This window comes from Streptomyces zinciresistens K42, assembly GCF_000225525.1.
GTDB classification, from domain to species: domain Bacteria; phylum Actinomycetota; class Actinomycetes; order Streptomycetales; family Streptomycetaceae; genus Streptomyces; species Streptomyces zinciresistens.
Map to the genome: position 1 here is coordinate 1 of NZ_AGBF01000115.1, position 21,653 is coordinate 21,653.

Below are 21,653 nucleotides of genomic sequence, written 5' to 3' on the forward strand. Positions count from 1 at the left end.
CGGCGTCCGCCGCGCCGCCGTCCGCCGCCGCGCGCACCGTCCGCGCCGCCGCACGCGCCACGTCCTGCGGGCTCCCGGGCCAGTCCCCCCAGGAGCCCCGCCGCACCGCCCCCCACGAGCGACCCCCCTCCCCGCTCGTGCTCGTGGCGTGCTCCGGCGGCGCCGACTCCATGGCCCTCGCCTCCGCCCTCGCGTTCGAAGCCCCGAAACTCGGCATCCGCGCGGGCGGCGTCACCGTCGACCACGGCCTCCAGCCCGGCTCCGACCTGCGCGCCGACGAGGTCGCCCTGCGCCTGCGCGCACTCGGCCTCGACCCCGTCGAGTCCGTCGCCGTCACCGTCGGCCGCGCCGGCGGACCCGAGGCCGCCGCCCGCGACGCCCGCTACGCCGCCCTGGACGAGGCCGCCGAACGCCGGGGCGCCGCCGCCGTCCTGCTCGGCCACACCCGGGACGACCAGGCGGAAACCGTCCTGCTCGGCCTCGCCCGCGGCTCCGGCATCCGCTCGCTGTCCGGGATGGCCGCGGTCTCGGGGGCCGGCGGCCGCTACCGGCGCCCCTTCCTCGGGCTCGACCGCCAGACCGCCCGCAAGGCCTGCATGGTCCAGTCCCTGCCCGTCTGGGACGACCCGCACAACTCCGACCCCGCCTACACCCGCTCCCGGCTGCGCCAGGAAGGGCTGCCCGCCCTGGAGAAGGCCCTCGGCAAGGGCGTCGTCGAAGCGCTCGCCCGCACCGCCCAGCTCTCCCGCGACGACGCCGACGCCCTCGACGCCTGGGCCGGCCAGGCCGAGGCCGGCGTCCGCGACGCCGCGGGCCTCCTGGAGTGCGACAAGCTCTACGCGCTGCCGCCCGCCGTACGCCGCCGGATCCTGCGCCGCGCCGCCATCGAGGCCGGTGCGCCCGCCGGCTCGCTCTTCGCTCGGCACATCGAGGAGGTCGACCGCCTCATCACCGGCTGGCGCGGCCAGCGGGCCATCAATCTCCCCGGCAAGGTCGTCGCGCGTCGCCAGGGTGGCAGACTGGTGATCCGGCAAGGCTGAATACCGACCCCTCCGGCACGACGCGGAGGGGCCGGCCCGGCCGACGAATGCGGGACGACCGACCGAAAGTGATGCGGGTGGACGCGAAAGACATGGGTGCCGACCTCCAGCAGGTGCTCATCACCGAAGAACAGATCGACGCGAAGCTGGCCGAGCTGGCCGCGAAGATCGACGCTGAATACGCGGGCAAGGACCTGCTCATCGTCGGCGTGCTCAAGGGCGCGGTGATGGTCATGGCCGACCTGGCGCGGGCGCTGTCCACCCCCGTCACCATGGACTGGATGGCGGTGTCCTCCTACGGCGCCGGCACCCAGTCCTCCGGCGTGGTGCGGATCCTCAAGGACCTCGACACCGACATCAAGGGCCGGCACGTCCTGATCGTCGAGGACATCATCGACTCCGGCCTGACCCTGTCCTGGCTGATCAACAACCTCGGCTCGCGCGAGCCGGAGTCCCTGAAGATCTGCACCCTGCTGCGCAAGCCGGACGCCGCGAAGGTCGCCATCGACGTGGAGTGGGTCGGCTTCGACATCCCGAACGAGTTCGTCGTGGGATACGGCCTCGACTACGCCGAGAAGTACCGCAACCTCCCGTTCGTGGGTACGCTCGCGCCCCACGTCTACGGCGGCTGAGCCCCGCGGTCCGCCGCCGCGGACCCGCAGGGCCCCACGCCCGTACGAAGATCGGGAACCCCGGCGGGCGTCGCACCGTTGGAGCATGCAGACGGGCCCGACGGCCGTCCCGTGCGGCTACGGGCGGCGAAGCTGGGGTACCGTCAGAAGAACTGTCTTATCAAACTCACTATGGCAGGAGGGACGGGGCGGCACCGCTCCGTATGGATGGACGTGAAGCGATACTTCCGTGGGCCGGTCATGTGGATCGTGCTGGCCGTCCTTGCCGTGGTCGTGTTGATGCAGGTCGTCGGCTCGTCCGGCGGCTACAAGACGGTGGACACCGGCCAGGTCGTCCAGGCGATCAATGAGAACAAGGTCGAGTCGGCCAAGATCACCACCGGCGACGAGCAGAACATCAAGGTCCAGCTCAAAGACGGCGTGAAGGTCCAAGGCGCCTCGAAGATCCAGGCGAGCTACATCGGCGACCAAGGCGTCGACGTCGCCAACACGCTGCAGAACAAGTACCAGCAGAAGCAGATCCCGGACGGCTACACGGTCTCGCCGTCCAAGCAGAACCCGTTCGTCGGCATCCTGCTCTCCCTGCTTCCCTTCGTCCTCATCGTGGTCGTCTTCCTGTTCCTGATGAATCAGATGCAGGGCGGCGGCTCCCGGGTGATGAACTTCGGCAAGTCCAAGGCCAAGCTCATCACCAAGGACACCCCGAAGACGACGTTCGCGGATGTCGCCGGCTCCGACGAGGCCGTCGAGGAACTCCACGAGATCAAGGAATTCCTCCAGGAGCCCGCCAAGTTCCAGGCGGTCGGCGCCAAGATCCCCAAGGGCGTCCTGCTCTACGGCCCGCCCGGAACCGGCAAGACCCTGCTCGCGCGTGCCGTCGCGGGCGAGGCCGGCGTGCCGTTCTACTCGATCTCCGGTTCCGACTTCGTCGAGATGTTCGTCGGTGTCGGTGCCTCCCGGGTCCGCGACCTGTTCGAGCAGGCCAAGGCGAACGCCCCGGCGATCGTCTTCGTCGACGAGATCGACGCGGTCGGCCGCCATCGCGGCGCCGGCCTCGGCGGCGGTCACGACGAGCGCGAGCAGACCCTCAACCAGCTGCTGGTCGAGATGGACGGCTTCGACGTCAAGGGCGGCGTGATCCTCATCGCCGCGACGAACCGGCCCGACATCCTCGACCCGGCCCTGCTGCGCCCCGGCCGCTTCGACCGCCAGATCGCGGTCGACCGTCCGGACATGCAGGGCCGTCTGGAGATCCTCAAGGTCCACCAGAAGGGCAAGCCGGTCGCGCCGGACGTCGACCTGTCGGCCGTCGCCCGCCGCACCCCCGGCTTCACCGGTGCCGATCTGTCCAACGTCCTGAACGAGGCCGCGCTCCTGACGGCCCGCAGCGACATGAAGCTGATCGACAACCACATGCTGGACGAGGCCATCGACCGCGTCGTGGCGGGTCCGCAGAAGCGGACCAGGATCATGTCGGACAAGGAGAAGAAGATCACCGCGTACCACGAGGGCGGACACGCCCTGGTCGCGGCGGCCTCACCGAACTCCGACCCCGTCCACAAGATCACGATCCTCTCCAGAGGCCGTGCCCTCGGCTACACCATGGTCCTGCCGGACGAGGACAAGTACTCGACCACGCGCAACGAGATGCTGGACCAGCTGGCCTACATGCTCGGCGGCCGCGCGGCCGAGGAACTGGTCTTCCACGACCCGACCACGGGCGCCGCGAACGACATCGAGAAGGCCACCACCACGGCCCGCGCGATGGTCACCCAGTACGGCATGACCGAGCGTCTCGGCGCCATCAAGTTCGGCGGCGACAACACCGAGCCGTTCCTCGGACGTGAGATGGCCCACCAGCGCGACTACTCGGAAGAGGTCGCCGCACTGGTGGACGAGGAAGTCAAGAAGCTCATCGAGAACGCGCACAACGAGGCCTGGGAGATCCTGGTCGAGAACCGCGACGTCCTCGACAACCTCGTCCTGGCGCTGCTGGAGAAGGAGACGCTGGGCAAGGAGGAGATCGCCGAGGTCTTCGCCCCCATCGTCAAGCGCCCGCCGCGGCCCGCCTGGACCGGTTCCTCCCGGCGTACGCCGTCCACCCGTCCGCCGGTGCTCTCCCCCAAGGAGCTCGCCCTGACGAACGGCGCCAACGGCGCGACGCCCGCGATCTCCACCGCCAAGTCGACGGTGACGGATCCCTCCCCGGTGGCCGAGCCGGCCCCCGAGGAGCGTCCGGAGAGCTGACGCCCCGGCCCGGAATGGATGCCGCGCCCCCCTGGTTCTAGCCTGGGGGGCGCGGCATTTTCGTATGCCCGCAGATCAGACGCGTGACCCACACGCGCCACCCGCGAAGGAACGAGGCACCACATGACCGACCCCGTGACGCTGGACGGCGAGGGCAGCGTCGGCGAGTTCGACGAGAAGCGAGCCGAGAACGCCGTGCGCGAACTGCTGATCGCGGTCGGCGAGGACCCGGACCGCGAGGGCCTGCGGGAGACGCCGGGGCGGGTGGCGCGGGCGTACCAGGAGATCTTCGCGGGGCTGCGGCAGCGGCCGGAGGACGTGCTGACGACGACGTTCGACATAGGGCACGACGAGATGGTGCTCGTGAAGGACATCGAGGTGTACAGCACCTGCGAGCATCACCTGGTGCCGTTCCGGGGTGTCGCCCACGTCGGGTACATCCCGGCGACGTCCGGCAAGATCACGGGCCTGTCCAAGCTGGCACGGCTGGTGGACGTCTACGCCCGGCGTCCGCAGGTGCAGGAGCGGCTCACCACGCAGATCGCGGACTCCCTGATGGACATCCTGGAGCCGCGCGGCGTGATCGTGGTCGTGGAGTGCGAGCACATGTGCATGTCGATGCGCGGCATCCGCAAGCCCGGCGCGAAGACCCTCACCTCGGCCGTGCGCGGCCAGCTGCGGGACGCGGCGACCCGCAACGAGGCCATGAGCCTCATCATGGCCCGCTGACGGCGGGCCGCCTGACGGCGGCCGGGCGGCCGCTCGGATCGCGGACGGCGGCTCGCGGACGGCGCCTCAGACCGTCGGTGCCGTGCCCGTGCCCGTCGTGTCGTGGTCGTCGTCCTCCGGGAGCTTGCAGACGCGCTCCAGGAAGATCGCCGCCGCTATGACACCGAGGGCGGCCAGGACCGAGAAGCCCGCGTAGATGGCCTGGTCGCGGCGGGCGGGGATGTCGAGGGACTCCAGCAGGACGACGCCCGTGCCGCCGTACATGCCGGCGACCAGGGCGGCGACCAGCGCGCTGGCCTGGCCGAAGACGACCGCGCGGGCCGCCATCAGGGGGTCTACGCCCTTGGCCTCGGGGCGGCGCTCGCGCTGGGCGCGCAGCCGCGCGCGCAGGGAGAGCGCGGTGGCCAGGAGCACCACGGCGATCACCGCGAGCACGATGGGGGCGGCCAGGGGAACGCTGGGCAGGGTCCCCACGGAGTTCCACAGGCGGGCGCCCGCCCAGGACAGGACCCCCGCGACGACGAACACGCCGACCAGTGTCCTGATGCGCAGCTCTCTCACGGCTTCCCTTCGGCTCCCCCGGTGCCCCGCGGAGTGCGGGGCGTCTTGACCTTAACGACTACTCGGGCAGCCGGAGTTCCAGGTCGCCGCGTGCCGCGACGCCGTCGCGGGTGACGGTGCCGAGGAGATCGGCGACGGTGCCGAGGCCGGGCAGCCGCGCCTCGGGGTCCAGGTCGTGCCAGGGGGCGAGGACGAAGGCGCGTTCGTGGGCGCGGGGGTGCGGGAGGGTGAGCGTCGGGTCGTCGGAGACGAGATCGGCGTAGGACACGATGTCGACGTCGAGGGTGCGCGCACCCCAGTGCTCGTCGCGGACCCGGTGGAAGGCCTCCTCGACGGCGTGCGCCCGCTCCAGCAGCGAGGACGGCGGGAGGGTCGTCTTCAGCACCACCACGGCGTTGAAGTAGGAGGGCTGGGTGCCCGGGTCGACGCCCCACGGCTCGGTCTCGTAGACGGGCGAGACGCCCTTGACGCGGACGCCGGGGGTGTCCTCCAGGGCGTCGACGGCCCCCTGGAGGGTCTCCAGGCGGTTGCCCAGGTTGGAGCCGATGGAGAGCACGGCCCGCCGGGGGTTGTGCAGGGTGGTGTCGGCGGCGTCGACCTTCTCGACGACGGAGGCGGGCACCGGCTGGACGGTCGGGTCGCTGGGGCCCTGGAGGAAAGGTGCGCTCATGCTCGGCTCCGGGTGATGGTGACGGTGACGTCGTCGAAGGGGACCGTGATCGGCGCGTCCGGCTTGTGGACGGTGACCTCGACCTCGTGGACCCTCTCGTGCTTCAGGCAGACCTGGGCGACACGTTCGGCGAGTGTCTCGACGAGGTCGACCGGTTCGCCCTGGACGGCGGCCACGACCTCCTCGGCCACGACGCCGTAGTGCACGGTCTTCGCCAGGTCGTCGTCGGCGGCGGCGGGCCGGGTGTCCAGGCCGAGGACGAGGTCCACGACGAACGTCTGGCCCTCCCTGCGTTCCTCGGGGAACACCCCGTGGTACCCGCGGGCCTTCAGGCCGCGCAGCGCGACACGATCCACGCGAATCACTCCTGCAATCGTCGGTGACGGCCGGTCGGTGCCGTGTGCGGGCGGCACACCGGCCCCGACCGAATCTACCTGCGGGCACGGACACGGCCGGGCCGCGGGGTGGCGGTCCGGGCCGGGGCCGAGAGGATTCATCGCGTGTTTCCCCTGGGGAACCCGGCGGCTCACAGGTTGGTAGCCGCCCCTACCCGGGGCCGCGTGATCCCAACCACCCGTTGGTCCCGGCGGTCGCGCGCGGGCCTTCGGGCGGGTGGCGTCGCGCGGTCGTCACCGTGACCGTCCCCGGGGGCGCCCACCCGCTCAGGAGGGGGTTTCGTCACCGTCTTCCCGGTCGTTCTCGGCCAGAACCGGCGAGGCGTGGTGGGACCACATCTTCCAGCCCTCCGGAGTGCGCCGGAACACGTTGGTCGCGACCACCAGCTGGCCCACGAGCGGGCCCAGCTCGTCGCCGTCGTCGGGCGCCGGGCCGCCGCTGAGGATGTTCTCGGTGCAGGTGACCAGCGCGGTGTCGCCGGTGACGGAGACATGCACGTCGGTCAGGAAGAACTGGATGTAGTCGGTGTTCGCCATGATCAGGGCGTACGACCTGAGGACTTCGCCGCGTCCGGTGAGCGCGGGCCAGCCGGGGTGGACGCAGGAGACCACGCCGGCGTCGGCCGGGTCGTGGTACGTCTCGTCGATGCCGAGGTCGGCGGGGGAGAGCCAGAGCGAGGACAGCTCCTCGAAGTCGCCCCGCTCCATCGCCTCGTAGAAGGCGGTGTTGGCGGCCTCGACCTGTTCGACATCGGTGTGGGGGGCGCTCACCGGGCTCCTTCGGTCGGGTGCGCGCCGGGCGCGGTCTGCGGGCCGCGCGCCCCTTCGACGGCGCGTGCGACGCGTACGGCGTCCGCGGTCGCGCGCACCTCGTGCACGCGTACGGCCCAGGCGCCGGCGTGGGCGGCGAGCGCGGATACCGCCGCGGTGGCCGCGTCCCGCTCGCGCGCGGGCGGCGGCGCCCCCTGCGGGCCGGCGAGGACCCGGCCGAGGAACCGCTTGCGGGAGGCGGCGACCAGGACGGGGCGGCCGAGCGCGCGGAGACGGTCGAGGTGGGCGAGGAGGACGAGGTCGTGCGCGCCGTCCTTGGAGAAGCCGAGCCCGGGGTCCACGACGACGCGGTCGGGGGCGATGCCGCCGGCCAGGACGGCCTCCACGCGTGCGTGCAGTTCGTCGACGACCTCGGCGACGACGTCGGCGTACACGCCCTCGACGTTGCCGCCCCGAAGGAAGCCGCGCCAGTGCATGACGACGAAGGGGGCGTCCGCGTCCGCGACGACGGGGATCATCGCGGGGTCGGCCAGACCGCCGCTGACGTCGTTGACGAGAGCGGCGCCGGCGGCGAGGGCCTGTCCGGCGACGGAGGCGCGCATGGTGTCGACGGAGACCGTGACGCCCTCGGCGGCGAGGCCGCGGACCACGGGTATGACGCGGCGCAGTTCCTCGTCCTCGTCGACGCGGGTGGCGCCGGGGCGGGTGGACTCGCCGCCGACGTCGACCAGGTCGGCCCCCTCCTCGACGAGGGCGAGTCCGTGCTTGACGGCGGAGGTCGTGTCGAACCAGCGGCCGCCGTCGGAGAAGGAGTCGGGGGTGACGTTGACGACTCCCATGACCGCGCACCGGTCCCATTGCGGAAGGCCCGCGACGCGCCCGCGTCCGCTCTGCTTGCTCATATGTTCAGCGTAGGCCCAAGCAGGGGCGGTGACGTGCGGTGCCCCGGGCCGGCGGGGCACCGGCCGGGTCCGCGGGAGGGGCGGGGCACCGGCCGGGTCCGCGGGGGAGGCGGGGCTCAGGCCGCCCGCACGCCCCGCTCGGCCACCCGGTGGGGGCAGGGGCGCGCGGCGGGGCCGCGGCGGCGCAGGAAGCGCGGCAGCGGCAGGGCCATGGTCACGAACCCCTCCGCCTGCATGGCGGCGAAGCCGAGGCGGGGCAGGTCGGCGGAGGCGCGGTAGACCACGAAGCGGGGCTCCCAGCGTGGCCGGAACTTGGCGTTGAACTTGTACAGGGACTCGATCTGGAACCAGCGCGAGAGGAAGAGCAGCAGTCCGCGCCAGACGCGCAGGACCGGACCGGCACCGATCTTCTCGCCGCGGGCCAGCGCCGAGCGGAACATGGCGAAGTTGAGGGACACGCGCGCGACGCCGAGCTTCGGGGCGGCCTGGAGGGCGGCCACGATCAGCAGTTCGTTCATGCCCGGGTCGGCCGTGCGGTCGCGGCGCATCAGGTCCAGGGAGACTCCGTCGGCGCCCCAGGGCACGAAGTGCAGGATCGCCTTCAGGTCGCCGTAGGGGCCCGGCTCGTCGTCGGGCCGGTGGGCGGTGGCGATGAGGCAGTCGCCGTCGGCGGGGTCGCCGACCCGGCCGAGCGCCATGGAGAAGCCGCGCTCGGTGTCGGTGCCGCGCCAGTCGTCGGCGGCGCGCCGGACGCGCTCCAGCTCGGTCCCGCCGAGGTCACGTACGCGGCGTACCCGGGTCTCGTAACCGGCGCGCTCGATGCGCTTGACCATCTGGCGCACGTTGCGCATCGCGCGGCCGGTGAGCGAGAAATCCGGGACGTCCACCACCGCCTCGTCGCCCAGTTCGAGGGCGTCGAGCCCGGTCTCCCGCGTCCACACCTCGGCGCCGGTCTCGGAGCAGCCCATGACGGCCGGGGTCCAGGAGTGGGCCCTGGCCTCGTCCATGAAGCGCTCGATGGCGCCGGGCCATGCCTCGACGTCGCCGATGGGGTCGCCGCTGGCGAGCATCACGCCCGAGACGACGCGGTAGGTCACGGCGGCCTTGCCGCTGGGGGAGAAGACGACGGCCTTGTCGCGGCGCAGCGCGAAGTGACCGAGGGAGTCGCGCCCGCCGTGCCGGTCGAGCAGGCCGCGCAGCCGCGCCTCGTCGTCCGCGGTCAGGTGCGCGGCCGGGTGTTCGGGGCGGAAGGCCAGGTAGATGGTGGTGACCGCGGTGAGCAGGCCGAGGGCGCCGAGGGAGAAGGCGACCGTCCAGGAGGTGCTGTCCTGGTAGTCGACCGGGCCCTCGACGCCGAGCAGCCCGTACAGCACGTGGGTGAGGCGGTCCGCCACGCTCGGGTCGCCGACCAGCGTCTTCGGGTGGGCGCTGACGATGACCAGGCCGAGGGCGAGGGAACCGGCGCCCATGAGGACGAAGTTGGCCAGCGCGCGCCACCTGCTGCGGGGGTCGGGCAGCGCGGTGAACTGGTCGCGGTGGCGCAGCAGGGGGGCGAGCAGCGCGAGGGAGAGGACGGCGCCCAGGACGGAGTGGCGGTAGGCGAACTGCGCGATCGCCCCGGCCGGCAGCAGGACGACGGCCGCGCGCCAGGCCCGCCGCTTGCTGCGCCGCAGGCCGTGGGCGAGGAGCAGCAGCAGGACGCCCACGCTGAGCGAGAGGGCGGCGGCGAAGGGCCCCAGCGCGCCCGGGAGCACCTCGGCCAGCGCGTGCACGCGGCTGCGGCGGAAGCGGGGGAAGACGCCCGCGGCGATGTCCAGCAGGCCCACCAGGGCGCAGGCCCGTGCGACCAGGACCGGGACGGCCGCGGGCCGCGGACCCCTCAGCAGGTGCCGTGCGCGGGCCGCCATGTCCCTTGCGCGGCTCGGTCGTTGAGGAACCGAGCCGGACATTTCCACATCCGTCCTGACAGACATCGCATCCCATGAGTTCCGCGAGAGACCTTGGATCCGGTGCCGATTGGGGCATCCGGCGACATTGCGCCCTCTAGGACGGTGTCGGGCGGGGAGAGGTTCACTCGGCTTCCCGAAACCGCTTCAAAGACCAGGGAAAGTCCGGGGCAATCCCTCGCGAAGGCGGGGGGCGGCCGCGCGCGGGCGTACGCCCCGGGTGCGCTCCCGGCGGAGAGCGCGAACAGGTGGACGTCGACGGGCCTCGCGAGCGACACGTTGCCGGCGCCGGCGGTCGCCGCCGCGGCGGGGCTGTTCGACGGGCGGGTACCGCGCTCAAGCTCGCAAACACCATCCGCGGGTGTGCGGCGCCGGGGCGGGCCTCTCCGCCCACCGCGAGGCGCCGGTCGACGCGACGACGGGCGGCTCTTCCGCGGCGACCGGGACCTGCGCGCCCGCGCGAACCTGTGGGGGTACCTGGGGCACATGCCCGCGCCCGACATCTCACTGCTGGTCAGCAGCAGCAAAGCGGGGGAATCCAACGACAAGGACACGACGGAGTTCATCGCGCGCGTGAAGGACAGGAAGCCGACCCGGATCTCGTCGGTCATCCGTGAAAGCAGGGGGCACGACTTCAAGATCCGGCGGCGGGAGATTCCGGCAGCGCCCGAGTGGGTCGGTGAACGGCTGAGCGCCAGGTGAGGAAGGCGCAACGGCCTTACGGGGAGGGCGGGAGAAGGCCGCGTGCCGGGGTTTTCGATCTTGCCCGACCGTCAATTCGGCGGGTGATCCGAATCCCGATGCAGGGTGAACGGCCCGCGACGGCTGTGTTTTTACGGGGCGGGGCTCCAAGATTCGCCTACGCGCGGTAAGTTTCTGGCCATGCCACGTGGACGTCACCGTCATTCCCCGCCCTTGCACAGGTTGCTTCCCCCGTCGGCCATCGCAGGCGTGTCCGTCGTCTGCGCTCTCGCGCCGTGGGTGTTCACCCAAGCCGCCGTCCTGCGCGGCGTCGCCGCCGCGGCCGCGGCCACCACTGTCCTCGGCGCGTTCGTCATGCGCCGCTGGGACAGTCAGGCGGGCAAACAGGTGGCCGACCTCACGCGCGCGCGTGCGAGCGACGAGTGGCGCCACGAGGAGAAGGTCGCCGAACTGGACTCCGACCTCGACGAGTCGCGCGAACTGCGCGTGAAGCTGGAGCAGCGGCTGCGCGCGAAGCGGGCCGAACTCGCGGGCCTGCGCAACGAGCACGCCGCCCTGCTGCGGCGGTACGCCACGGCGGAGACCGAGCGCGCGAGCGTGCTGGAGGAGCGCCGGGTCCTGGAGATAGAGGCGACCACGCCCGCGCGTGCGCTGCCGCCGGGCACCCCGTCCGCCGCCGCGGAAGGGGCTGTGGCTGCCCCGGCCGGAGCGCGGGGCGCGGTGACGGCGCCCGCGGTGGCGGACGCGGAGGCCCGGACCGAGACGGCCGAGGACGCGGCGGAGACCGGCAACGAGGGCCGCACCGAGGGCGGCGAGGGCGCGGCCAAGGGTGCTGTGGAGCCCGAGGACGGCGCGGAGGCGGAGGCCGGGGACGCCGACGCCGGGGAGGCCGGGGACGACGGCAGGGCTCCGGCGGCCTTCTCGCCCGAGGGGTCCAGGCTCTTCCTGCGCGCCAAGGCGGCGCTCGCGCGGTTCGACGGGGACGCCCCCCAGGACGCGGAGGACACGGGCAGCGCTGCGGGCGGGGACGGTGCGGACAGCCCCGCGGCCGCCCAGGGCGCGGAGGGCGCTGAGGGCGAGAGCGCGGAGAACCTTGCAGGCGCCGAGGGCCCCGAGGGTCCGGGCGGTGCCGAGGGCTCGGCGGTCGCCTCCGAGGCGGCGGAACCGGCGACCGGGGAGGACGACGCCCCCGCGGAGGCGCACGGGGCGTCCTCGCCGGACGCGCGGCGGACGGAGCCCGCGACCGGACGGGGCACCGAGGCCGCGGAGGACACCAAGGGCGCCGGGGCGGTCCCGGAAGCCTCCGGGACGCCGGCTCAGGGCGGGCCGTCGGCCCCGGGGAACGGCCTTCCGGGCAACGAGCCCCCCAGGGGCGGCGGCGGCCCCCGCAAGCGGCCTGCGCAGACCGCACCGGGCGTCGTGGGCACCGGCCGTACCAGCGCCTCGCACACGCCGCCCGCGGTGGCCGAGGACGACGCCCGGGGGAAGCCCGAGGCGGCCGGCGGGCACGAGCGCGCGGCCGCCCCGGTCGCCGCGGCCCAGCCCGCCCTGCCCTCGGCGCGGCGGCCCGCCGGGCACTTCATCGAGCCGACCGCGGTGGCCGTCGTACCGGGGACTCCCGCCCGGCGCCCCAACGTCGAGGGCGGCTTCGACTTCTTCGGCACCAAGAAGGGCGCCGAGCCCTCCGCCCTGGAGTCCGTGCAGAACGAGGACCTCGCCGACGTCGTCGGCCAGGAGGCACTCGCCCTGCACAAGGCGGAGTCCGAGGCCGAGTTCAAGCCTGCCGACGAGCGGTCCCGCGGCGTGGGCCAGGTCATCGACCTGACGGCGCACGACGAGACCGAGCAGATCGACGTCCAGCGGCTGCGCAGCGCGGTCTCCTGACGAGGCCCGCCCCCGGCCCGGTCCGCTCGCCGCGGTCTTCCCGGGGCCCGCTCAGGCGCCGCCGACCGCGCCTGGGCGGCATCGAGTCCGGCGTACGGCCCGCTCCGCGGGCGGGGGCGCGGGGTGCTCCACGGGACGCCGCCCGACCCCCGGGCGGCGAGCCGGGCATCGGCATCGACGCCCTCCCACGCGCGAGTTCCCGTGCCCGCCCGCGCGGGGACGCCAGTCGGCCCGGGGAGGGAACCGGGCGACAAGGGCGCTCGTGCCCGCCCGCGGGGGGACGCCCGTCGCGGGGCTCACCGCGGCCGCTCCCGCCGCGTGCGGGTCAGTCCACCGGTCCCCGTGTCTCGTGCCGGTCGGAGGTGGCCGGCCGCGATTCAACGCCGGTCGGCAGTTCGGCCGTCGCGGGCGCGGGTCCGTCGGCGGGCGCCGGCTCCGGTCCCTCCGGTTCCGGTCCCTCCGGTTCTGGTCCCTCCGGTCCCTCCGGTCCCTCCGGTCCCTCCGGTCCCTCCGGCCCGGTGGTCACCGGCCGCGGGCCGTCAGTGGCCGGCGCTCCGCGCCCCTGATCCGTACCCGGCACCCCTGCCGTGTCCGGCGCGCCCGTCATCCACCGGTCGGGGCGGGCGTCGCCCCGGCCCGTGCGGGACCGCTCCGCCTGGTCGCGCAGCAGTTCCGCCGCCTCCCCGGCGTCCCTGAGCCGCGCGGTGACCGTCTCGTTGGCCCCCGTGTCCACATGGACGTCCGCGACGCCCCAGAGCCGCTGCCAGGGCCCCTGAGTCAGCCGTACGCTCTGGACCTTCGCGTGCGGCACCAGGGCCAGGCTGCGGCGCAGCAGGCCGGTCCGGGCGGCGAACACCGCGTCCGTGACCGCCAGGCCGTAGCCGCGCGACCACAGCGGCACGCACCTGCTCGCCCGCCGCGGCGGCCGGGACAGGGCCGCGAGCGGCGGGACGCTCACGCCGGGCAGCACGCGCGCGACGACCGATTCGGCGACCTCGCGCGGGGCGACCGGCAGCAGGACGGAGTTCGACGAGCCCGCCACGTCCAGCTCGACCCGCACCCAGCCGCGCCGCCGCCACAGCACGGGCTCCACCAGGCGTACGGTCTGCACCCGGCCGGGCGGCACCGTCTCGTGCGCCCGGTCGAGCAGCCCGTGGTCGAGGCGCAGCCCGTCCGGGGAGTCGCCCACCGTCCAGTCGTACTCGGCGACGAACCGGCCCGCGCTGGCCGCCCCCGCCGCGCCGAACAGCGGGATCGCGACGGCGAGGACCGTCCACACGCTCTCGGTGACCGTCCACAGCACGGTGGGGACGGCGATGGCGGCGGCCAGCGAGCCCCAGGTGGCGCCCGTGAGGACGATCGACACCGCGAGGACGTCCGGCGGCACCCGCAGCAGCCGGTGGGAGGGCGCCTCGCCGACCTCGTGCGCCGTCTCGGGGGCGAACCCGGCGGCGCGCGCGAGGAGTTCCGCGCGCAGGGCACGCGCCTCGTCCGCCCCCAGGAAGGCCAGCTCGTCCTTCTTGTCGGTGCCTATGACGTCGAGTTTGAGCTTGGCGACGCCCGCCACGCGCGCGAGGAGCGGCTGCGTCACGTCGATCGCCTGGACGCGCTCCAGCCGGATGTGCGCGGTGCGCCGGAACACCAGCCCCGTCCGGATGCGCAGTTCGGCGTCGGTCACCGCGAAGTGCGTGTACCACCAGGTGAGAAAGCCGTACAGGGCGGCAGCGGGGACGAGGACGGCGAGTGCGATCAGGAGCGTGGTGGTGGTGAGCCGGGTGAGCTGGCGCTGCGCCTGGCCGGGGTCCTGCACCGCCCAGCCGATGAGCACGGCGATCGGCGCCCACGCGCGCCGCAGCGGGGTCACGGGGTGCAGCCGCCGCTCGGTGACGCGCCGTTCACCCACGGCGCCGCCGAGGCCCGGCGCGCTCACAGGCCGGCCGATCGGGCCTCGCCCAGCTCGGCGAGCCGGTCGCGCAGGCGCTCCGCCTCGGCCGGGTCGAGGCCGGGGATCGTGGCGTCGGTCGCGGCGGCCGCCGTGTGCAGCTGCACGCTGGCCAGCCCGAAGTACCGCTCGACCGGGCCGGAGGTGACCTCGACCAGCTGCATGCGGCCGTACGGCACGACCGTCTCCTCGCGCCACAGCACGCCCCTGCTGATCAGCAGGTCGTCGGCGCGCTCGGCGTAGCGCCAGGACCGCCAGTTGCGGCCCAGCATCACCCAGCCCCAGGCCGCGGGGGCGAGCGGCAGCAGCGCGCACGCCGCCCAGGCGGGCCCGGCGAGCAGACCGAGCAGCAGGCCCAGGGCGACGGCCAGCAGTCCCAGCCACACCACCAGCAGCAGCCGCCGCATCCTCAGCAGCCCCGGCGGCAGCCCCGTCCAGGCCGGACCGGCCTGCGCACCCGCGCCCTGCGCGGTCCCCGGGTTCGCCGGGCTCCCCGTCTCCATGAGGCCAGCGTACGTAGGGGAGACTGGGGCCATGACTCCCACCACGGAGACCATGGTCGGCATCGGCGGCGCCGCGGAGAGCACCGACATGGTGCTCAACATCGGGCCCCAGCACCCGTCCACGCACGGGGTGCTGCGCCTCAGGCTCGTCCTGGACGGCGAACGCATCACGCGCGCGGAGCCGGTGATCGGCTACATGCACCGCGGCGCGGAGAAGCTCTTCGAGGCCCGCGACTACCGCCAGATCATCATGCTCGCCAACCGCCACGACTGGCTGTCGGCGTTCTCCAACGAGCTGGGCGTCGTCATCGCCGTGGAGCGGATGCTCGGCATGGAGGTGCCCGAGCGGGCGGTGTGGACGCGGACCCTGCTCGCCGAGCTGAACCGTGTGCTCAACCACCTGATGTTCCTCGGGTCCTACCCGCTGGAGCTGGGCGGGATCACGCCGATCTTCTACGCCTTCACCGAGCGCGAGGAACTCCAGCACGTCATGGAGGAGGTCTCCGGCGGGCGGATGCACTACATGTTCAACCGGGTGGGAGGTCTCAAGGAGGACCTGCCGGCCGGGTGGACCACGCGCGCGCGGGAGGCGATCACCGGTGTCCGCTCCCGCATGGACCGCTTCGACGACCTGGTACTCGGCAACGAGATCTTCCGGGGGCGCACGCGGGGCGTGGGCGTCCTCACGCCGGAGGCCGTGCACGCCTACGGCGCGAGCGGACCCATCGCGCGCGCCTCGGGTGTCGACTTCGACCTGCGGCGCGACGAGCCCTATCTCGCCTACGGCGAGCTGGCGGACGTCCTGAAGGTGGTGACCCGGCGCGAGGGCGACTGCCTCGCCCGCTTCGAGTGCCTGCTGGAGCAGACCCACAACGCCCTCGATCTCGCCGACGCCTGCCTGGACCGCCTCGCCGGGCTGCCGGCCGGGCCGGTCAACCAGCGGCTGCCCAAGGTGCTGAAGGCGCCCGAGGGGCACACGTACGCGTGGACCGAGAACCCCCTCGGCATCAACGGTTACTACCTGGTCAGCAAGGGCGAGAAGACGCCCTACCGGCTGAAGCTGCGCTCGGCCTCGTACAACAACATCCAGGCGCTGGTCGAACTGCTGCCGGGCACGCTGGTCGCGGACATGGTGGCGATCCTCGGCTCGATGTTCTTCGTCGTGGGCGACATCGACAAGTAGCGCGGCCACGCCTGGGCTTCAAGCAGGGCGGCGGCCACGCCCGGGGGTCAGGCAGGGCGGCTACGCCCGGACGTCGTCCAGCGGTACGCCGCCGATGCCGACCGGCTGGAGCAGCCAGCCGAAGTCGCCGAGGCCGCCGGCCGCGGTCAGCTCGGCGGCCTCGCCCGCGTTCGCGAGCGCGCGGACGTACTCGGCCGGGTGCGTCGAGGCCAGCGCGAGCGAGGGGCGTGCGCCGGTGACACCCAGAGCGCGCAGCGCCGTGCGCTGCGACAGCAGCCGCGCTCCCGGCAGAGGGCTCGCCGCCGCGCAGGCGTCCAGCGCCACATGGGCGGTGATGTCGCACGAGCCGTCCGGCACGGGCGCCGTCCCGCGGCCCGCGCGAAAGCCCGTGAGCGTCCCGAAGGGCGGCCGGGCGCCCGCGGAGTGCGCGTAGTCCGCGGCGACCGCCAGGCCCCGCTCCAGCGCCGCCACGGCCCCCGCCCACGCCTCGTCCCGGGTCAGCCCGATCTCCGCCCGCAGGCCCCGCGCCCCGGGCCCGCCCGCCGGTCCCCCGAGCGGCCACCACCGCTCCAGCCACCGCGCCCGCTCCCCGGCGACCTGCTCCCCGAGCCGCTCGCCGCCGTCCCGCCGGACGAGGACCAGCCGGGCCACCCCGGCCGCGTCCACCTCGGCGACGTCGACGGGGACGTTGTCCAGCCACTCGTTGGCGAACAGCAGGCCCGTGATCCGCGCGGGCGGCTCGGACCGCCACTGCACGCGCCCGTCGAGGCCGGCCGGGCGCCCGGCGAGCTCGACGGCGTACACACGCGTGCGTGCCGCCACGCCGGGCGGCAGCAGGGCCGCCACGGCCGCCGCCAGCTCCCCCCGCCCCGCCGCCATGTCGACGAAGTCCAGCGCCTGCGGATGCCCCAGCGCCTCGTCCACCCGGCACAGCAGCCGGGCCACCGCGGCCGCGAAGAGCCGCGAGGCGTGGACGGACGTACGGAAGTGCCCGGCCGGTCCCTCGGGCCGCCGGTAGAAGCCGTCAGGACCGTACAGGGCGGCCTCCGCCGCGACCCGCCACCCGCGCCACTCGTCCGCCGCCTCAGCTGTCACCCGCCCAGGCTAGTGCTGTGGCCGGGAGGGTTTGCCGGCTCGCGACGCCCGGAGCGGCATCTCGCGGCGTTGTCGCCTCACCCGGGTACGTCCGGTACGCGGGTGACGCTCCGCCTTGCGAGGCACCGTTCCGGACGCCGCGAGCCTCCGGCACACCCTCCCGGCCACACCACCAGTGCCGCGGCAAGCGGCGTACGCCCCGTCGCGACGCCCTTTGCGCCCGGCGGCGGGGCGCTCCGCGGAGGTCCGCCGGACGAGCCCCCGGCGCCCCGGAGAACGCGGGCTCCACCTTGGGGAGTACGCGCGCGTGCCGCGGATCGGCCCTCCGGTTGACCCCTGCACGCATCTGCCTTCCCTACGCTTGCTTACGTGCAGCGCCTCTATGACTTCCTCCGCAGGCACCCGACGTGGGTCGACGGCTTCTGGGCCGTCCTCCTCTTCGGGCTCTCTGTGGTGAGCACGGCCGTCGAGCAGCAGGCCGGACAGAAGTCCCGGGGCACCGGATCCGAGGCGATCATCATTCCGGTGGTGCTGCTGCTCTGCCTGGTGATCGCGCTGCGCCGACGCGTGCCGGAGAGGATGCTGCTGCTGGCCATCGGCGTGGGGCTGATCCAGCTCGCGCTGGACGTGGCGACCACGCTCGCCGACTTCGCCTTCCTGGTGATCACCTACACCGTCGCCGCGACCGGCGCCCGCTGGGCCTCCCGGCTCGCGCTGGGGGTCGGCCTGTGCGCGGCGCCGCTGGCCCAGCTGCGCTGGCCCGAGCAGGAGGCCGACGTCCTCGGGAACATCGCCCTGACGGTCTTCATGGCGGTGCCGTTCGCGCTGGCCTGGGTGCTCGGCGACTCCGTCCGCACCCGCCGCGCCTACTACGGGCAACTGGAGGAGCGCGCGACCCGGCTCGAAAAGGAGCGCGAGGCGCAGGCCAAGGTCGCCGTCGCCGCCGAGCGCGCCCGGATCGCGCGCGAGCTGCACGACGTCGTCGCGCACAACGTCTCCGTGATGGTCGTCCAGGCCGACGGTGCCGCCTACGTCCTCGACTCCGCCCCCGACCAGGCCAAGAAGGCCCTGGAGACCATCTCCTCCACCGGCCGCCAGGCCCTCGCCGAGATGCGCCGCCTGCTGGGCGTGCTGCGCACCGGCGAGCACCAGGAGAGCGGCGAGTACGTCCCGCAGCCCGACGTCGAGCAGATCGACGACCTCATCCAGCAGTGCCGCACCTCCGGCCTCCCCGTCGACTTCAAGGTCGAGGGCACCCCGCGCCCGCTGCCCAGCGGCGTCGAGCTCACGGCGTACCGCATCGTGCAGGAGGCGCTCACCAACACCCGCAAGCACGGCGGTCCGAAGGCGGGCGCGAGCGTGCGCCTGGTCTACTTCGACGACGGCCTCGGCCTGCTCGTCGAGGACGACGGCAAGGGCGCCCCGCACGAGCTCTACGAGGACGGCGGCGCCGACGGAAGCGGCCACGGCCTGATCGGCATGCGGGAGCGGGTCGGCATGGTCGGCGGCACCCTGGACGCGGGACCCCGCCCCGGCGGAGGATTCCGCATCAGCGCGCTCCTCCCGCTCAAACCGGCGCACTGACGCCGCGGGCCGCGGCCACGCGCGGGGCGGACGCCCGAGCGCCCTCGCGGGGGGGCCTCGCGCAGGGTTGAGCCGACGGCCCCGCGGATGCGACGGTCGTACCGAAGCAACAGCCCTGTAGACGGATACGGAAGACACGGAAGAGGACCCCGATGGCGATCCGCGTGATGCTCGTCGACGACCAGGTGCTGCTGCGCACCGGGTTCCGGATGGTGCTCGCCGCCCAGCCGGACATGGAGGTCGTCGCGGAGGCGGGCGACGGGGTCGAGGCCCTGCAGGTGCTGCGCGAGACGGCGGTCGACGTCGTGCTGATGGATGTGCGCATGCCCAAGCTGGACGGTGTGGAGACCACCCGCCGCATCTGCGCGGACGCCGAACCGCCCAAGGTGCTGATCCTGACCACCTTCGACCTGGACGAGTACGCCTTCTCCGGGCTGAAGGCCGGCGCCTCCGGCTTCATGCTCAAGGACGTGCCGCCCGCCGAGCTGCTCGGCGCCATCCGCGCGGTGCACAGCGGCGACGCGGTGGTGGCCCCCTCGACGACCCGGCGTCTGCTGGACCGGTTCGCGCCCATGCTGCCCTCCAGCAAGGAGCCCCGGCACAAGGAGCTGGAACGGCTCACCGACCGCGAGCGCGAGGTCATGGTGCTGGTCGCCCACGGCCTGTCCAACGGCGAGATCGCGGCCCGGCTGGTGCTGTCCGAGGCGACCGTGAAGACCCACGTCGGCCGCATCCTGACCAAGCTGGGGCTGCGTGACCGGGTGCAGGTGGTGGTCCTGGCGTACGAGACGGGACTGGTCCGGGCCGGCGGGCACGGCTGAGCCGGGGGCCGTGCTCCGCGGGGGACCGGCGCCCACTAGGGTCTGCCCATGCTCCTGTGGATCAACGGCCCCTTCGGGGGCGGCAAGACACAGACCGCACACGAGATCCGGCGCCGTCTGCCCGGCAGCGTGATCTGCGACCCCGAGCACGTCGGATTCGGGCTGCGCCGCACACTGCCGCCGCAACTGCGCGGGGACTTCCAGGACTTGGCGTCCTGGCGGCAGGGCGTCGTGGAGGTGCTCGACCTCGCGCTCACCCGGCACGAGGGAGTGGTGATCGCCCCCATGACGGTGACCAGCTCCCCGTACTTCGCCGAGACCGTAGGCCGGCTCGGCGAACTCGGCCACGACGTACGGCACTTCACGCTGCTCGCCCAGCGCGAGACCGTGCTGGAGCGGCTGCGGGAGCGCGGTCTCGGACGGCTGCTGCGGTACGCCACCGGCCGCAACGCCTCCTCGGGGCAGGACAGTTGGGCGGTACGGCAGCTCGACCACTGCCTGGAGCGGCTGCGCGAGCCGGAGTTCGCGGAGCATCTGTGGACGGACGAGTCGACCGTGTCCAAGACGGCCGACCGCATCGCCGTCCTGGCCGGGCTCACCCTGCTGCCCAACAACGAGGGCCGGCTGCGGACACGGCTGCGGCAGGCCCGGGTCGGCGTCCGCAGCATCCGGCTCGACTGACGCGCGCGGCGGGGCGGTCGCGCCGGACGGATCGCTCCAGGGGAGCGACCCGGCGGACCGACCCGGGGGATCGGTTCGGGCGGTTCGGGGGCCGTCGGGCGTCGGGGGCCGTGGAGTCCGCAGGGCGCGCCTGGACCGCCCCCGCGCCGTCCGCCGCCCGCTATCTGAGGATGCCCTCCAGGAAGTCGCTCCCCAGCCGGGCCACCACCGCCACGTCCAGCTGGTGCAGCACGTAGCGTCCGCGCCTGCGGGTGGTGATCAGGCCCGCCTTCTTGAGCACCCCCAGGTGCCGGGATATCTCCGGCGCCGTCATGCCGTGCGCCTGCGCCAGCTCGCCGGTGGTGTGCGCGCCGCGGGCGAGGTTGCGGCAGAGGCGCATGCGCACCGGATGGGAGAGCGCGGTCATCCGCAGCGCCAGCTGGTCCAGCGGGGGAGGAGCGGTGGGCTCGGGCGAGCCGACCGGGTAGTGCAGCACCGGCTGCCAGTCGCAGCGGTGCAGGACCATCAGGTGCGGCCAGCCCAGACTGGTGGGGACCAGCAGCAGCCGGCCGTCCCCCACGCCCGTGTGGCCGTCGCCCAGCTTGTCGACCGTGATCAAGGTGGCGGACTCGTCCAGGGTCACCGCCGAGGACACCGCGCCCAGCGCCTCCGCGAGGCCCTTGTGCCGCAGCAGGTCGGTCTTGTGGCGGGCGTCCGCCGCGAGCTGGTGTTGCAGCCGGGACCAGGTCTCCGCGAAGAACGCCTCGTCACAGTCCTGGAGGAACTGCCGCAGCCAGGTCCTGATCCGCGGCGGATCGGCGAGGAGGCGCTCGCTGAAGCGCAGCTGCTGCGGCCCGCGCGCGGCGGCGAGGTCCAGGGCGCGCCTGCGCACCTCGCGGTCGGAGAGCACGTCGGGCCCGCGTGTGCTGTACGGCAGCGCGCAGGTGAACTCCAGAGCCGTCGCGACGAACTGCTCGTCCGTCAGCTTGTCGAGGAGGTCGAGTTCGTCCACGAGGGCGGCACCGGGCAGGGTGCTGCGGCCCGGGATGCCCGCGAACGGCATGAACAGGTCCGAGAACGTCGTCCGCCACAGGAAGTCGGCCTCGCTCATCCGGTCGGCCAGATGGGAGTCCAGCCGAGCGGTCACGCCCGTGACCCAGCCCTGGAGGCCCGGGTGGTGCCCCGGCTCCGACAGGGCGTGCAGCGCCATGCCGAGCTCGGCCAGCGGTGAGGGCACGACGGCGAGCCTCTCCGGCCGCAGCCCCGCGATGTCGATGGTCACGCTCATGTCCTCATGGTGCACCCCGCCACTGACAACCCGGCCACCGGTGGACGGCCACCACCGGTCGGCACGACGGCCCCGCCGCACGGGGCGCGGCCGGGCAC

At 73.7% G+C, this 21,653-nt stretch carries 20 protein-coding genes; 10 read left to right on the forward strand and 10 right to left on the reverse strand.

Annotation, left to right across the window (positions count from 1 at the left end; all coding sequences use genetic code 11):
- The 4 genes from tilS to folE all read left to right on the forward strand — a co-directional run.
- A partial coding sequence (tilS, locus tag SZN_RS24960; protein ID WP_007500043.1) for a tRNA lysidine(34) synthetase TilS occupies positions 1-1,040 on the forward strand: 1,040 nt, incomplete at its 5' end.
- Positions 1,041-1,111: 71 nt separating this feature from the next.
- On the forward strand, positions 1,112-1,672 hold the full coding sequence (gene hpt, locus SZN_RS24965; RefSeq protein WP_043732932.1) for a hypoxanthine phosphoribosyltransferase: 561 nt from the start codon (positions 1,112-1,114) through the stop codon (positions 1,670-1,672).
- 207 nt (positions 1,673-1,879) lie between these two features.
- Positions 1,880-3,919 (forward strand): ATP-dependent zinc metalloprotease FtsH, encoded by a 2,040-nt coding sequence (ftsH, locus tag SZN_RS24970; protein ID WP_007500047.1) that lies wholly within the window; start codon positions 1,880-1,882, stop codon positions 3,917-3,919.
- A 123-nt stretch (positions 3,920-4,042) separates the two neighbouring features.
- Positions 4,043-4,648, forward strand: a complete 606-nt coding sequence (gene folE / locus SZN_RS24975) for a GTP cyclohydrolase I FolE (RefSeq protein WP_007500050.1) — start codon at positions 4,043-4,045, stop codon at positions 4,646-4,648.
- Positions 4,649-4,714: 66 nt separating this feature from the next.
- On the opposite strand, the gene SZN_RS24980 is transcribed toward folE, so the two are convergent.
- The 6 genes from SZN_RS24980 to SZN_RS25005 form a co-directional block, all read right to left on the reverse strand.
- On the reverse strand, positions 4,715-5,209 hold the full coding sequence (locus tag SZN_RS24980) for a DUF3180 domain-containing protein (protein ID WP_007500052.1): 495 nt from the start codon (positions 5,207-5,209) through the stop codon (positions 4,715-4,717).
- A gap of 58 nt (positions 5,210-5,267) precedes the next feature.
- Positions 5,268-5,879, reverse strand: coding sequence for a 2-amino-4-hydroxy-6-hydroxymethyldihydropteridine diphosphokinase (folK, locus tag SZN_RS24985; protein WP_007500054.1), 612 nt, complete (start codon positions 5,877-5,879; stop codon positions 5,268-5,270).
- Positions 5,876-6,235 carry a dihydroneopterin aldolase gene (gene folB, locus SZN_RS24990; RefSeq protein WP_007500056.1) on the reverse strand — a complete coding sequence of 120 codons (360 nt, stop codon included), beginning with the start codon at positions 6,233-6,235 and terminating at the stop codon, positions 5,876-5,878. Before folB ends, folK begins: the two co-directional genes overlap by 4 nt.
- 306 nt (positions 6,236-6,541) lie before the next feature.
- Positions 6,542-7,045, reverse strand: coding sequence for a nuclear transport factor 2 family protein (locus SZN_RS24995; RefSeq protein ID WP_007500057.1), 504 nt, complete (start codon positions 7,043-7,045; stop codon positions 6,542-6,544).
- Positions 7,042-7,947: a dihydropteroate synthase gene (gene folP, locus SZN_RS25000; protein ID WP_078508919.1), complete on the reverse strand. Its 906-nt coding sequence runs from the start codon at positions 7,945-7,947 to the stop codon at positions 7,042-7,044. Before folP ends, SZN_RS24995 begins: the two co-directional genes overlap by 4 nt.
- 116 nt (positions 7,948-8,063) lie before the next feature.
- The gene (locus SZN_RS25005; protein ID WP_043732927.1) at positions 8,064-9,896 is read right to left on the reverse strand and encodes a phosphatidylglycerol lysyltransferase domain-containing protein; all 1,833 of its coding nucleotides are present in this window, start codon (positions 9,894-9,896) and stop codon (positions 8,064-8,066) included.
- 483 nt (positions 9,897-10,379) lie between these two features.
- Here SZN_RS25005 and SZN_RS37720 point away from each other — a divergent pair, with 483 nt between their 5' ends.
- A complete protein-coding gene (locus SZN_RS37720) occupies positions 10,380-10,595 on the forward strand; it encodes a hypothetical protein (RefSeq protein WP_007500062.1) in 216 nt (71 codons plus the stop codon).
- A 180-nt stretch (positions 10,596-10,775) separates the two neighbouring features.
- Positions 10,776-12,479, forward strand: coding sequence for a hypothetical protein (locus SZN_RS25015; protein ID WP_050815113.1), 1,704 nt, complete (start codon positions 10,776-10,778; stop codon positions 12,477-12,479).
- Between the two features lie 325 nt (positions 12,480-12,804).
- Here SZN_RS25015 and SZN_RS25020 read toward each other — a convergent pair whose 3' ends face one another.
- Complete coding sequence (locus tag SZN_RS25020; protein ID WP_007500064.1) at positions 12,805-14,409, reverse strand: PH domain-containing protein; 1,605 nt, start codon at positions 14,407-14,409, stop codon at positions 12,805-12,807.
- On the reverse strand, positions 14,406-14,924 hold the full coding sequence (locus SZN_RS25025) for a PH domain-containing protein (protein WP_007500065.1): 519 nt from the start codon (positions 14,922-14,924) through the stop codon (positions 14,406-14,408). The genes SZN_RS25020 and SZN_RS25025 overlap by 4 nt, the downstream gene beginning before the upstream one ends.
- 31 nt (positions 14,925-14,955) lie before the next feature.
- Here SZN_RS25025 and SZN_RS25030 point away from each other — a divergent pair, with 31 nt between their 5' ends.
- Positions 14,956-16,107, forward strand: coding sequence for an NADH-quinone oxidoreductase subunit D (locus tag SZN_RS25030; RefSeq protein WP_007500068.1), 1,152 nt, complete (start codon positions 14,956-14,958; stop codon positions 16,105-16,107).
- A gap of 60 nt (positions 16,108-16,167) precedes the next feature.
- Here SZN_RS25030 and SZN_RS25035 read toward each other — a convergent pair whose 3' ends face one another.
- Positions 16,168-17,202 (reverse strand): SAM-dependent methyltransferase, encoded by a 1,035-nt coding sequence (locus SZN_RS25035; RefSeq protein WP_007500070.1) that lies wholly within the window; start codon positions 17,200-17,202, stop codon positions 16,168-16,170.
- 369 nt (positions 17,203-17,571) lie between these two features.
- On the opposite strand from SZN_RS25035, the gene SZN_RS25040 reads away from it, so the two are divergent.
- The 3 genes from SZN_RS25040 to SZN_RS25050 all read left to right on the forward strand — a co-directional run bounded on the left by SZN_RS25040 (position 17,572) and on the right by SZN_RS25050 (position 20,288).
- Positions 17,572-18,786 (forward strand): sensor histidine kinase, encoded by a 1,215-nt coding sequence (locus tag SZN_RS25040; RefSeq protein ID WP_007500072.1) that lies wholly within the window; start codon positions 17,572-17,574, stop codon positions 18,784-18,786.
- 152 nt (positions 18,787-18,938) lie between these two features.
- On the forward strand, positions 18,939-19,607 hold the full coding sequence (locus tag SZN_RS25045) for a response regulator (protein WP_007500074.1): 669 nt from the start codon (positions 18,939-18,941) through the stop codon (positions 19,605-19,607).
- 48 nt (positions 19,608-19,655) lie between these two features.
- Positions 19,656-20,288, forward strand: a complete 633-nt coding sequence (locus tag SZN_RS25050) for an AAA family ATPase (protein WP_007500076.1) — start codon at positions 19,656-19,658, stop codon at positions 20,286-20,288.
- Positions 20,289-20,448: 160 nt separating this feature from the next.
- Here the strand turns inward: SZN_RS25050 and SZN_RS25055 are convergent, their stop codons facing one another.
- Entirely contained in the window at positions 20,449-21,555 is a 1,107-nt protein-coding gene (locus SZN_RS25055) for a DUF5937 family protein (RefSeq protein ID WP_007500078.1), read from the reverse strand.
- Between the last annotated feature and the right edge of the window lie 98 nt (positions 21,556-21,653).